The sequence below is a fragment of the Sulfuriferula sp. AH1 genome, assembly GCF_002162035.1.
Taxonomy (GTDB): Bacteria; Pseudomonadota; Gammaproteobacteria; order Burkholderiales; family Sulfuriferulaceae; genus Sulfuriferula.
The window spans coordinates 2,006,099-2,018,304 of the sequence record NZ_CP021138.1 but is presented as its reverse complement, the minus strand read 5'-3'; the positions used below and the strand labels follow the sequence as shown (position 1 = coordinate 2,018,304).

The 12,206-nt window shown below is 54.8% G+C and carries 11 protein-coding genes and 1 pseudogene; 1 reads left to right on the top strand and 11 read right to left on the bottom strand.

What is annotated here, in order from left to right; all coding sequences use genetic code 11:
• Positions 1-53: 53 nt before the first annotated feature.
• From bamB to typA, 9 genes and pseudogenes are all read right to left on the bottom strand, one after another.
• Entirely contained in the window at positions 54-1,220 is a 1,167-nt protein-coding gene (bamB, locus tag CAP31_RS10240; protein ID WP_087447436.1) for an outer membrane protein assembly factor BamB, read from the bottom strand.
• Positions 1,217-1,857: pseudogene (locus CAP31_RS10235) on the bottom strand (YfgM family protein). The gene bamB and the pseudogene CAP31_RS10235 overlap by 4 nt, the downstream one beginning before the upstream one ends.
• Position 1,858: 1 nt before the next feature.
• Positions 1,859-3,124, bottom strand: coding sequence for a histidine--tRNA ligase (gene hisS, locus CAP31_RS10225; protein WP_087447433.1), 1,266 nt, complete (start codon positions 3,122-3,124; stop codon positions 1,859-1,861).
• Between the two features lie 5 nt (positions 3,125-3,129).
• Entirely contained in the window at positions 3,130-4,401 is a 1,272-nt protein-coding gene (gene ispG, locus CAP31_RS10220; RefSeq protein ID WP_087447432.1) for a flavodoxin-dependent (E)-4-hydroxy-3-methylbut-2-enyl-diphosphate synthase, read from the bottom strand.
• Positions 4,402-4,409: 8 nt separating this feature from the next.
• Positions 4,410-5,228, bottom strand: a complete 819-nt coding sequence (locus tag CAP31_RS10215; protein ID WP_087447431.1) for a RodZ domain-containing protein — start codon at positions 5,226-5,228, stop codon at positions 4,410-4,412.
• Entirely contained in the window at positions 5,228-6,007 is a 780-nt protein-coding gene (gene pilW, locus CAP31_RS10210) for a type IV pilus biogenesis/stability protein PilW (protein ID WP_087447430.1), read from the bottom strand. The genes CAP31_RS10215 and pilW overlap by 1 nt, the downstream gene beginning before the upstream one ends.
• A complete protein-coding gene (gene rlmN, locus CAP31_RS10205) occupies positions 6,004-7,086 on the bottom strand; it encodes a 23S rRNA (adenine(2503)-C(2))-methyltransferase RlmN (RefSeq protein WP_087447429.1) in 1,083 nt (360 codons plus the stop codon). Before rlmN ends, pilW begins: the two co-directional genes overlap by 4 nt.
• Before the next feature lie 33 nt (positions 7,087-7,119).
• On the bottom strand, positions 7,120-7,545 hold the full coding sequence (ndk, locus tag CAP31_RS10200) for a nucleoside-diphosphate kinase (RefSeq protein ID WP_087447428.1): 426 nt from the start codon (positions 7,543-7,545) through the stop codon (positions 7,120-7,122).
• A gap of 152 nt (positions 7,546-7,697) precedes the next feature.
• Complete coding sequence (gene typA / locus CAP31_RS10195; RefSeq protein ID WP_087447427.1) at positions 7,698-9,503, bottom strand: translational GTPase TypA; 1,806 nt, start codon at positions 9,501-9,503, stop codon at positions 7,698-7,700.
• A gap of 317 nt (positions 9,504-9,820) precedes the next feature.
• On the opposite strand from typA, the gene CAP31_RS10190 reads away from it, so the two are divergent.
• Positions 9,821-11,299, top strand: a complete 1,479-nt coding sequence (locus tag CAP31_RS10190) for a DEAD/DEAH box helicase (protein ID WP_087447426.1) — start codon at positions 9,821-9,823, stop codon at positions 11,297-11,299.
• A 70-nt stretch (positions 11,300-11,369) separates the two neighbouring features.
• Here CAP31_RS10190 and CAP31_RS10185 read toward each other — a convergent pair whose 3' ends face one another.
• Positions 11,370-11,690 carry a hypothetical protein gene (locus CAP31_RS10185; protein ID WP_087447425.1) on the bottom strand — a complete coding sequence of 107 codons (321 nt, stop codon included), beginning with the start codon at positions 11,688-11,690 and terminating at the stop codon, positions 11,370-11,372.
• Positions 11,687-12,196, bottom strand: coding sequence for a type 3 dihydrofolate reductase (gene folA / locus CAP31_RS10180; RefSeq protein WP_087447424.1), 510 nt, complete (start codon positions 12,194-12,196; stop codon positions 11,687-11,689). Before folA ends, CAP31_RS10185 begins: the two co-directional genes overlap by 4 nt.
• Positions 12,197-12,206: the final 10 nt, after the last annotated feature.

Below are 12,206 nucleotides of genomic sequence, written 5' to 3'. Positions count from 1 at the left end.
AAAGCAGGATATGAGTATCATATCCTGCTGATGGCGGTACTGCTGTCGGTGACTTAACGTACGGTCAGCGTGTAAACGCCGCCTTTCGCAGTTTGAACAATCAGGTTGTCGTTGCGTTCCTGCGGCTGGCTGATAATGGCGGAACCGTCCGTTGCCGCGCGGCCGACGAAGTGGCCGTCATCCAGCGACAGCACATGGACATAGCCTTCCAGATCGCCTACTGCCAGATAATCACCGACGCGACGCGGAGCGGTAAGGCGACGCGCGCGCAACTGGTCTTGCCGCCATACACTGGCGCCTGTGGTTTTATCCAGTGCGACTACGGCACCTTTGTCATCGCTGATATAGAGGTTGTTGTTGTCCATGGTCAGGCCGGCAGTGCTGGAGATGTCTTTTGCCCAGATCAGGGTGCCGGTACGAATCTCGAAACAGGCAACGCGTCCCTGATAGGCAACGGCACAGATCCGCTGATCGTCGATGACGGGCATGCTGGTCACGTCGCTGACGCGTTCGATTTCCGATGCGCCGCGCGGCTGGGCCACATTGACTTCCCAGCCGACATTGCCGGTATCAAGAGACAGGGCGATCAGTTTGCCGCCGGGATAGCCGGCAAATATGGCGCCTTTGGTAATCAGCAGGCTGGCCTGACTGCGCAGGATCAGTGCAGGGAGCACGCGCTGGTACATCCATTTCTGTTTGCCGTCATCGGCGCTCAGCCCATAAATGCGGCCATCTTCGGTGCGCACCACGACGATGCCTTCAGCCGCTTTGGGAACGCCTAATACTTCGCTGGATAGCTGCGTGGCCCAGCGCTTTTTGCCATTGTCATCGAATGCAATGACTTCGCCTTTGGGCGTGCCTACATATTCGCTGTCTATGCTGGCGCCCACACCTGCCGAAAGCGCTGTGCCGACTGTCGTTTGCCACTCGACCTTGCCGGTAGCCGGATTCAGTTTGACCAGCTGGCCCTTGGCACTGGCACTATAGATGGCATCCAGTACGATGGCAGGTGCAAAGGCTATATTCTGACTGGCGCCTACACTGGCCTGCCAGCCGGTTTTGACGGTAACGCCGGGCTTGAAGTCGACTAGTGGTGCCGGCTTTTCAACCGTCGAACTGCTGCCGAACCAGTTCATTGGATTGAGATTTCTGGTAATCCCGGCACAACCGCTCAGGCTGGTGACGAGGGCTAATAGTAGTACACTTAGGCGGAAATTCATTTGGCAGCGACTCCGGCGATGGCATTGAGTTTGATCTCGACAACTTTGCGATAAGGACTGTTTTCGGGCAATTTTTCCAGCGCAATCTTGTAAGCGGCGCGTGCTTCGTCGCGCTTGTTTTGCATGACCAGCGCATCGCCTTTGCGGTCGCTGAACAAGTCGGCAAAGGCTTCTTCATGCGGTGCGTCAAGCAAGGCCAATGCTGCAGCCGGGTTGTTTTCGTCCAGCAGTACGCCTGCCAGATGCAATGCGGCAAGCGCTTTCATGCCTTCTTCCTTGCTGTTATCCAATACCCATTGCAATTCGGCTTTGGCGGTCTTGGTGTCATCCGATTGCAGGTTGCTGGCGGCGGCTATTAATGCCCGCGCGCGGCGTAAGCGGTGCCAGCATACTGTTCGGTGAGCGTCTTGGCCGTGTCGGTAACGATTTTGGTCTGATTGGTTTTTTGTGCGTTTTGCAATGCGGTAAACAAGGCAGAGGCTTCAGCAGACTTTTGCTGCTGATTATGTTGCCACCATTGTACCCCGGCATAGGCAATCGCTGCTGCGGCAAGTGCGCTCACGACCAGATTGCCGTAGCGGCTCCAGTATTCTTTTAACGTGTCGAGTTTTTCTTGTTCTTCCAGATCTAAAGACATGCTAATTCCTTGATTTTAATAAGCTGATGGCTTGTTCTGTGGCGCAGCTCGTTTGTTCCATGGCAGCACGCAGGGATTTCAAAGTGATTTGCCCTAGCGCGGCCTCGTCGTCGCCAATGATACAGGCAAATGCAGCACCGCTGGCATCGGCTTTTTTCATTTGCGACTTAAAACTGCCGCCGCCGCAATGCAAAATTACATTCAGTCCGGCCTGACGCAATTCGCTTGCGACTTGCCAGGCAAAGGCAGTGGCTGCTTCGCCTTGATGCACGATGTAAGCGTCTGCTGTATTTCCGGTGAGCGCGATGCCGGCGACCTCGATCAGCGCGAGCAGGCGCTCTATGCCCATGGCGTAGCCGCATGCTGGCGCGGGCTTGCCGCCGATTTGTTCGATCAGGCTGTCGTAGCGACCGCCTGCGCAGACGGTACCCTGGGTGCCGAGCTGGTCGGTAATCCATTCGAATACGGTGTAATTGTAATAGTCGAGGCCGCGCACCAGACGGGGATTGATGCGGTATTCGATATTATTTGCCCGCAGAATGGATTGCACAGCTTCGAAATGGACCAGTGCCGCCTCATCCAGATCATCGTAAAGTCTCGGGGCAGCGTCAACCAATGCCTGCATGGCCGGGTTTTTGGTATCGAGTATGCGTAACGGGTTACTGTGCAAGCGGCGTTTGGCATCGTCGTCAAGCTGGTCGCTGTGCGCTTCCAGATAGCTGATAAGACGGGTGCGATGGCGGGCACGCGCTGCCGCATCGCCCAGCGTATTGATTTCCAGCGTGATGCCGGACAGGCCAAGACGTCGCCACAGGTCGGCCGTCATGATGATATGCTCGGCATCCATGTCAGGATCGGCGTAGCCCAGGGATTCGACGCCGATTTGATGGAACTGGCGGTAACGGCCTTTTTGCGGGCGTTCGTGACGGAACATCGGGCCTGCGTACCATAGCCGTTGTGGTGTATTGTAGAGCAGGTTGTGCTGGATGACCGCGCGCACGCATGCCGCTGTGCCTTCTGGACGCAGCGATAACTGTTCGCCGTTGAGCGCATCCTCGAACGAGTACATTTCCTTTTCCACGATATCGGTGATTTCGCCGATGGCGCGTTTGAACAGGCTGGTCTGTTCGACGATGGGCGTGCGGATTTCCCGGTAGCCGTAAGCGTTCAGCCAGTCGTGGACAATGGATTCGAACTGTTGCCAGCGTGGCGTCTGTTCTGGCAGGATGTCGTTCATCCCGCGTATGGCTTGTATGGGGTTGCTCATAAATTTTAAGAAGCTGGGTGTATGGTTATGGTCTTGCTGCGAGCTACCGCTTGGGCCTCACCATAATGACTTTGTACATAATTCTCGACAATGGCCTGGAATTCCTCGGCTATACGTTCGCCTTTGAGCGTGACGGTTTTTTCGCCATCCACATACACGGGTGCAACCGGGACTTCGCCGGTACCGGGCAAGCTGATGCCGATATTGGCATGCTTCGATTCGCCAGGGCCGTTGACGACGCAACCCATGACCGCAACGTGCATGTTTTCCACGCCGGGATAACGATTACGCCAGCTCGGCATCTGGTCGCGCAGGTAACGCTGGATGTCCTGGGCCAGATGCTGGAATACGGTGCTGGTGGTGCGCCCGCAGCCGGGGCAGGCGACTACCATCGGGGTGAATGAGCGCAAGCCCATGGTTTGCAATATTTCTTGTGCCACAACCACTTCCTGGGTGCGGTCGCCGCCCGGTTCGGGTGTGAGGGAAATGCGGATGGTGTCGCCGATGCCTTGCTGCAGCAAAACCGACAGTGCAGCGGTCGAAGCGACGATGCCTTTCGAACCCATGCCGGCTTCAGTCAGGCCTAAATGCAGCGGGTAATCGCAACGCGATGCCAGTTCCTGATAGGTGCTGATCAGGTCCTGCACACCGGAGAGTTTGCATGACAGGATGATCTTGTCGCGGCCCAGTCCGATTTCTTCGGCTTTGCGTGCCGATTCCAGCGCAGATGTAATCAGTGCTTCGCGCATCACCCATTCCGGCTCGCGCGGCTCGGCCAGCCGGGCATTTTCATCCATCATGCGCGCCAGATGCGCCTGGTCCAGGCTGCCCCAGTTGACGCCGATGCGCACGGGTTTGTCGTAACGGCAGGCTGTTTCTATCATCGCGGCGTATTGCTCGTCACGTTTGCTGCCTTTGCCGACGTTGCCGGGGTTGATACGGTATTTGGCCAGCGCTTCTGCGCATGCAGGCACACTGGTGAGCAGCCTGTGTCCGTTGAAGTGGAAATCGCCGATCAATGGCACATTGCAGCCACGCTTGGCCAGGGCGTCGCGGATATGCGGCACGGCCTCGGCAGCTTCCATGGTATTGACCGTGATGCGTACCATTTCCGATCCTGTGCGCCAGAGGGCATAGGTCTGTTCTGCCGTTCCGGCGATATCGGCAGTGTCGGTGTTGGTCATGGATTGCACTGCAATCGGCGCATCTCCGCCTACTGCAATGTCGCCTATCCAGACTTTGCGTGTGCTGTGGCGGGGAAGTTGAATATTAAACATGGTGCACTCTATTCTAAGGTGAGTCTGGCAACGGTTGCTGCCGTGTGTGCTGTCAGATCCACTTTCTGGTCGTTGTATTTGAGGGTGACGTGCGGCGCATTGCCGATGACCAGCGAAAGTGGTGGCGAGCCTGATACTTCGGCGGTTTCGCCAGCACGGTATAAATGGGAAATCACGGTATGCTGCTTGCTGTCGCGGATTTCAACCCAGGAATCTTGGTCGAACTGGAATTGTACGCGCCCCATCGCCTGATTGTCGGTTGGGGTGCTGGCGGCGGCATCCGGCTGAGCGGTTGCAACCGGTTCCGGCACTGGCTGTACCGGTTGTGGCGCAGCAGTTTTGGCAGGTAACGCAGGGGTCGCCGGTTTTGCCGCAGGCTTTGCCTGAACGACGGATGCTACGGCAGCGGCGATTTTGGGCGGGTTGTCATCCCCCGAGAGCCAGTGGTATACCAAGAGTGGTACGCCGATTACCAGAGTGAGAGCGATGGCTGTCATGATCAGCCAGTATTTCGATAAGCCGCTGGTAAGCGGGATGTGCTCGTCGTGTATGCTCAGTGATTCTGTCTTGCTATGCAGGGTGCTGGACATCTCGGCCACCAGGGCATTCGCATCAAGCCCGACCAGGCGTGCGTAGTTGCGGACAAAACCGCGGCTGAATACCAGCCCCAGTTCTTCGAAACCATCGTTTTCTATGGTTGCAATTTGTTTTGGGGTGAGTTTGATGTGCTGTGATACGTCATTAATGCTCATTCCCGCAGCTTGCCGCGCTGTACGCAAGCGCGTACCGACGGATAGGGTTGTTTCCTTGTTATCCGTCATTTCCATTAGTCGTATTTCCCTTGCAATAGAAGCTGAGTTTCCGGCGCGTCGGCGAACAGGCGGCGCAACTGCAAGCCGTAGCTGCCTTCGGCATCCTTGTTATTCTGTTTGCGGGCCAGGCGTACACCCAGCCATAATGCTTCGGCTGTTGGCTGGTTGTTTTCGAAGAAGCGTTCAATCAATGTACGGGCCTCAAACAGCCGGCCTTGCTGATAATAAATCTGCGCCAGTTTGGTAAGTGCCTGGGCCTGGTTAGGCTGGAATTTGAGCGATCTCTCCAGATAGCCTTGAGCTACTTCGGGTTTGTTGGCTTGTAACGAACAAATACCTGCGTTGGTGAGCGCGCGTTCGGGTGATGGGTAGAGCGGATTGCCGAGCGCGATGTTGAACTGATCCATCGCCTCATCATAGCGATGGCGGGTACAGAGGAACCAGCCGTAATTGTTATGAATCTCGGATTCGCCTGGCGCCAAATCCATTGCCCGGCGGAAATTGTTTTCGGCGGATTTGTCTTCATGCAACTCCATGTAGACCAGGCCCATGACACCATAAGCTGGCGCATAATTGTTATCCGAAGACAGGGCGTCGTGCAACTCTTCCAGTGCGACCTGGTATTGTCCGCGGCTGAAGTAAGCGGCACCTAACTCGGTATGGATGCGAGCGCGATTTTCCTCACGAGTTTGATTGGCAATCGAGGTGGGTTGGCTTGATTCGGCAAAAGCCGGATTTGCGCCTAATGGGATGACACTGATTAAAAACGCGAGCAAAAGCTGATGTTTAGTCATTGAACCACCTCGATGCGACGTAGTGTACGTTTGGTTTTGTCTTGGACTTGCCCGGCCAACTGGCCACAGGCAGCGTCAATATCTTCCCCGCGCGTTTTGCGGGTGGTGACGACGTGTCCGGCCTGCATCAGAATATCGCGAAAACGCCGGATAGCATCGGGTTTGGAACAAAGGTAACCGGAATTCGGAAACGGATTAAACGGAATCAGATTGAATTTGCAAGGTACATCGCGGACCAGTGCGACGAGTTGGCGGGCATGCTCGGGCTGATCATTGATGCCGTCGAGCATGACGTACTCAAAGGTTACAAAATCTCGTGGCGCCTTTTCCAGATAGCGTTGGCAAGCTGCCATGAGCTCCGCCAGCGGGTATTTCTGATTGATAGGCACGATTTCATCGCGCAAAGTGTCGTTGGGTGCATGCAATGATACCGCCAAAGCGACGGGGCAATCCTCACGCAATCTGTCCATCGCCGGTACCAGACCCGATGTGCTGACTGTGACGCGTCGCCGCGAAAGACCGTAAGCATTATCGTTCAGCATGAGATTGAGCGCGGTGACGACATTGGTGTAATTGGCAAGCGGTTCGCCCATGCCCATCATGACCACATTGGTGATGATGCGCTCGCCTTTGGGGTCGCGCCCCAAGGCGCGATTTGCCCACCAAAGCTGGCCGATAATTTCGGCTACACTTAAATTGCGGTTGAATCCCTGGCGGCCGGTAGAGCAGAACGTGCATTCCAGTGCACAGCCAACCTGGGACGATACGCACAGCGTGCCGCGCGTATCGTCAGGAATGAATACGGTTTCAACGCCGTTCATGCTGCCGACGTCCAGCAGCCATTTGCGGGTACCGTCGCTCGATGATTGTTCTGCCATCATTTGCGGTGGCGTGACGGTGGCGATAAGCGACAGTTTTTCGCGTAGCGATTTGGCGAGATCGCTCATCTGCTCGAAATCGGCTACACCGAAATGATGCATCCAGCGTATTACCTGCTTGGCACGAAACGGTTTTTCGCCCAGTTCAGCAAAGTAGGCGGTTAATCCTGCCAGGTCATAATCGAGTAAATTGATGGGCATGAACGTTATGGGGTCAAAACCGTATTGGATTGCTTAGCGTGCGTAAACGTTCATTGCCGGAAAAAAATAGGCGATTTCGATCGCTGCATTCTCGGTGGAGTCGGAGCCGTGTACTGCATTGGCATCGATACTGTCGGCAAAGTCGGCGCGAATGGTGCCTGCATCAGCTTTCTTTGGATCGGTAGCGCCCATCAGGTCGCGATTTTTCTGCATGGCGTTTTCGCCTTCCAGCACTTGTACCATGACCGGGCCGGAAATCATGAAATCAACCAGATCCTTGAAGAAAGGACGGGCGCTGTGTACTGCGTAAAAACCTTCGGCATCGGCGCGAGACAGCTGCACCATGCGTGCGGCAACAATTTTCAGGCCGGCATCTTCGAAACGCTGGTAGATTTTGCCAATCACATTCTTGGCAACTGCGTCAGGTTTGATAATCGACAGGGTACGTTCAACAGCCATGGTATTACTCCATTAGTTATGGTTAAAAAATCTTGAATAAAATATCACGAAACAGCGATAAAATAAAGGCTTAGCAGGTACTTCCTAGAAAAAGCAAAAGGTGGAGCCGCTCGCGCGATTCCACCTTGTCAAGCTGTCGTGTTAACCGATTTTTAGCGATTACGCTTGCGTTCGTTTTCGGTCAGATAACGTTTGCGAATACGGATGGACTGCGGGGTGATTTCCACCAGCTCGTCGTCTTCGATAAATTCCACTGCCGATTCCAGCGTCATTTTCATTGCCGGAGTCAGGCGCACGGCTTCATCCGTACCGGAGGCGCGAACGTTGGTAAGCTGCTTGCCTTTGATCGGGTTCACAACCAGATCGTTGTCGCGGCTGTGAATGCCGATGATAATGCCTTCGTACAGTTTATCTCCCGGGGATACGAACATGCGGCCGCGATCTTCCAGTTTCCATAATGCGTAAGCCACGGCTTCGCCTTGCTCCTGGGAGATCAGCACGCCATTGCGACGGCTAGGCATATCGGCTTTCATCGGGCCGTAATCGTCAAATACGTGGGCCATGATGCCGGTACCGCGGGTCAGGGTCATGAACTCCGACTGGAAGCCGATCAGACCGCGGGCAGGGATGCGGTATTCCAGACGTACGCGCCCCTGACCGTCCGGTTGCATGTCTTGCAGGTCGCCACGGCGACGGCCGAGCTCTTCCATGATGCCGCCCTGATTGACTTCCTCAACGTCAACGGTGAGGGCTTCGTATGGTTCACACTTCTCGCCATTGATTTCCTTGAACACGACGCGTGGCTTGGATACGGCGATTTCGAAACCTTCGCGGCGCATGTTTTCGAGTAGGATGGTCAGGTGCAATTCGCCGCGACCGGAAACCAGGAAGGTGTCGGCATCGTCGGTATCTTCTACCTTCAGTGCGACGTTGGTGAGCAGTTCCTTGTTCAGGCGGTCGCGGATCTGGCGGCTGGTGACGAATTTGCCTTCAGTGCCGGCCAGCGGTGAGCTGTTGACCTGGAATGTCATGGTCAAGGTTGGCTCGTCCACTTTCAGCATCGGCAGCGCCTGTGGGTTTTCCTTGTCGCAAATGGTGACGCCAATGCCGATTTCTTCGATGCCGTTGATCAGGACGATATCGCCTGCTTCGGCTTCATCCACTAAAACGCGGTTAAGTCCCTGGAAGCCTAGCACCTGATTGATGCGGCCTGCTTTGGGCGTGCCTTCCGGACCATTCATGACCACTACGGTCTGGCCTGGCTTGATGCGGCCATTGCTGATGCGGCCGACGCCGATACGGCCGACGAAGCTGGAGTAATCCAGTGCAGAAATCTGCAGCTGTAACGGTGCTTCAGGATCGCCGGCGGGTGCTGGTACGTGTTTAAGCACGGTTTCAAACAGTGCGCTCATGTTGTCGCTGGTTTCGCTCATGTCCAGCATGGCGAAACCGTTTAAGGCAGATGCGTAAACAACCGGGAAATCCAGTTGCTCTTCAGTTGCGCCAAGCTTGTCGAACAGGTCGAAGGTGGCGTTGACCACGAAGTCAGGGCGTGCGCCGGGACGGTCAACTTTGTTGACCACGACGATGGGCTTTAATCCCAGCGCCAATGCTTTGCGGGTCACGAAACGGGTCTGCGGCATGGGGCCGTCTACAGCGTCTACCAGCAGCAATACGCCGTCAACCATGGACAGCACGCGTTCCACTTCGCCACCGAAGTCGGCGTGACCCGGGGTGTCGACGATATTGATATGGTAGCCGTTGTATTCCAGAGCGGTGTTTTTGGCGGTAATGGTAATGCCGCGTTCTTTTTCCAGATCATTGCTGTCCATTACGCGCTCGGTTACAGACTGGTGAGCGGCGAATGTGCCTGATTGCTGAAGGAGTTTATCCACTAAAGTGGTTTTGCCATGGTCAACGTGAGCGATAATGGCGATATTTCTGAGCGCGCGGGACATGTTTGATTGTTTCCGGTTCTGATAAACCAGAAATTATAGCATGTTAAATATGTATGATTTATTAAAATATTAGCATTTGCTTGATTTATTGTGATATTGCTGTACAATGCGACTTCTCCAGTCAAGTTGAACGATTGACTGGGCGCGTGTTTTTTAACACGCCATCGATCCCTGACCTTATAGCGTTTCAGCAGTTTTTCCTGAAGGCGCAGCTCCACCCGGTTAGCGACGATGTTTCCGCGCCGGCAGTGGATGGCTGATATGCATAGCCTACCCCCCGTTGGCTATGCTTCGCGTTTATTTTTAAGGAAAATTCTGTGTCTTTTGAAACTCTAGGTCTCAATGAATCCCTCGTTAAAGCACTGGTCGATTCCGGCTATACTCAGGCAACGCCTATTCAGGAACAAGCTATTCCGTTAATTCTGGAAGGCCATGACTTGCTGGCTTCTGCGCAAACCGGTACCGGTAAAACAGCTGCTTTCATGTTGCCTGCACTGGAAAAGTTATCTACGCCCAGCCCCGTGGCCGGTCGCGGTCCGCGTATCCTGGTGTTGACCCCTACTCGTGAACTGGCTTTGCAGGTGACGGCTGCTGCTGAGAAATACAGCAAGCATTTGCGTCGCGTTAAAGTGGTCAGCATTCTGGGCGGCATGCCTTACCCTATCCAAAACAAGATGTTATCCCAGCCGTTTGAAGTGCTGGTGGCGACCCCCGGTCGTCTGATCGATCACATCGAGCGCGGCCGCATTGATTTCTCGCGCCTGGAAATGCTGATTCTGGATGAGGCCGACCGCATGCTGGATATGGGCTTCTTCGATGATGTGGAACGCATTGCGATGTCGACCCCTGATACGCGCCAGACCGTGATGTTCTCCGCAACGTTTGAAGGCAATATTGCCCGTTTGGCAACCCAGTTGCTGAAAACACCGAAACGCATTGAAATCGCGCATCAGCAGGCGCGTCATGAGAATATTACTCAGCACATGCATTATGTGGACGATTTGTCGCATAAAAATCGCGTATTGACTCACCTGGTTAATGACGTTGATATCAATCAGGCCATTATCTTCACTGCTACCAAGCGTGATGCCGATAGCCTAGCGGATGATCTGCAAGCGGCGGGCCACAAAGTGGCTGCATTGCATGGCGATATGCATCAAGGTGCGCGTAACCGTACCATTACCCAGATGCGTCATGGTTCTATTCGTTTGCTGGTGGCGACTGACGTTGCTGCGCGCGGTCTGGACGTGCCAGGCATCACTCACGTGATTAACTATGATCTGCCGAAAAATCCGGAGGATTATGTGCACCGTATTGGTCGTACCGGTCGTGCCGGTGCATCGGGTATTGCGGTGTCGCTGGCCAGTCCACGGGATTCCATGCAATTGAAGCGCATCGAGCGTTTTACCGGTCAATTGATTCCTGCCCAGGTAATCGAAGGTCTTGAGCCAAAGCTCAAACCGCGCACCAGCGCGCCGAGCGGCCGTCCTGGTAATGGTGGCCGTGGTGGACGTCCTTCCGGTCAGGGTGAGCCGCGTCGCAGTGGTGGTGGCTATGGTAATAGCGGTTATGGCAATAATAGCAACGCCGGTACCGCTAATCGCAATAGCAATGGTGCCGCTGCGAACGGTAATACATGGGGGCAGTCTGCCAATACGGCAGGTGCCGCGCCACGTCGTGATGGCGCGTCGCGTCCTGCTGGTTCCGGCGGTGCCCGTCGTGATGGTCAGGGTGCTGGCGGCGGTTTCAAAAGCGGTAATGGTAACCGTAGCAATGGTAACCGTTCCTGGAGTTGATTTGTTCTGAGTGACAGACAATAAAAAAGGCGCTTTTAGCGCCTTTTTTATTGTCTGTCATATTAATGTTTCAGTCGTCATGTTTGTGGCGATGATATTCGCCTTCATGTCTGCCATTGTCATGATGATAGCGGTCATCGTCTTCATAGTGGCGGCTGTATGTGCGGCTGCTGTTTGACCCGACTGCGGCCCCGGTGCCGCCGCCAATCGCTCCACCTAGAATGGCGCCGTTTCTGCCGCCGACTTGGGAGCCAATGGCGGCGCCGGCGGCGCCACCCAAAGCGGCTCCGAGCACGGCGCCGCCGTCTATTTCACCGGCAATGCCAGGATTGCTGGTAAAGATTATGCTGCTGATGGCAAGTGTAATGGGGACTATGTGTGCGATTTTCATGAGGCGTCATTTCCTGTAGGTTTGTGTTGATAGATGACGAAATTGTACCCAAAACCGTTGTTGTCGTCATAATGGGATTCGCGCTGAGTTTCCTTCCAGTCATGCGGATCAAATTCCGGGAACCATGCGTCGCCTTCGATCTCGGTATCAATTTCCGTGAGGTACAGGCGATCGGCAACTGGCAAGGCTTGCCGATATAATTGCTCGCCGCCGATGAAAAAAGCTTCGTCATGACCGGCACAAAGTGCGATGGCGGCAGCAATGGAATCGGCCACCTTGCATTCGGCGGGTGCCTTGTAACCGTTACGTGAAATAATGATGTTAAGGCGACCGGGAAGCGGTCGGCCGATTGATTCGAAGGTTTTGCGTCCCATGATGACGGGATGGCCGAGCGTCAGTTTCTTGAAGTGCTGCAAATCTGCAGGCAGTTGCCATGGCAGGGTATTGCGGATGCCGATAACACGATTTTTGGCCATTGCGGCGATAAGTGAAATGATGGGGCGCATATGGGTTCTC

Coding starts and splice junctions, on each gene's coding strand:
- bamB (WP_087447436.1), bottom strand. CDS start 1,220: ATGAATTTCCGCCTAAGTGTACTACTATTAGCCCTCGTCACCAGCCTG.
- hisS (WP_087447433.1), bottom strand. CDS start 3,124: ATGAGCAACCCCATACAAGCCATACGCGGGATGAACGACATCCTGCCA.
- ispG (WP_087447432.1), bottom strand. CDS start 4,401: ATGTTTAATATTCAACTTCCCCGCCACAGCACACGCAAAGTCTGGATA.
- CAP31_RS10215 (WP_087447431.1), bottom strand. CDS start 5,228: ATGGAAATGACGGATAACAAGGAAACAACCCTATCCGTCGGTACGCGC.
- pilW (WP_087447430.1), bottom strand. CDS start 6,007: ATGACTAAACATCAGCTTTTGCTCGCGTTTTTAATCAGTGTCATCCCA.
- rlmN (WP_087447429.1), bottom strand. CDS start 7,086: ATGCCCATCAATTTACTCGATTATGACCTGGCAGGATTAACCGCCTAC.
- ndk (WP_087447428.1), bottom strand. CDS start 7,545: ATGGCTGTTGAACGTACCCTGTCGATTATCAAACCTGACGCAGTTGCC.
- typA (WP_087447427.1), bottom strand. CDS start 9,503: ATGTCCCGCGCGCTCAGAAATATCGCCATTATCGCTCACGTTGACCAT.
- CAP31_RS10185 (WP_087447425.1), bottom strand. CDS start 11,690: ATGAAAATCGCACACATAGTCCCCATTACACTTGCCATCAGCAGCATA.
- folA (WP_087447424.1), bottom strand. CDS start 12,196: ATGCGCCCCATCATTTCACTTATCGCCGCAATGGCCAAAAATCGTGTT.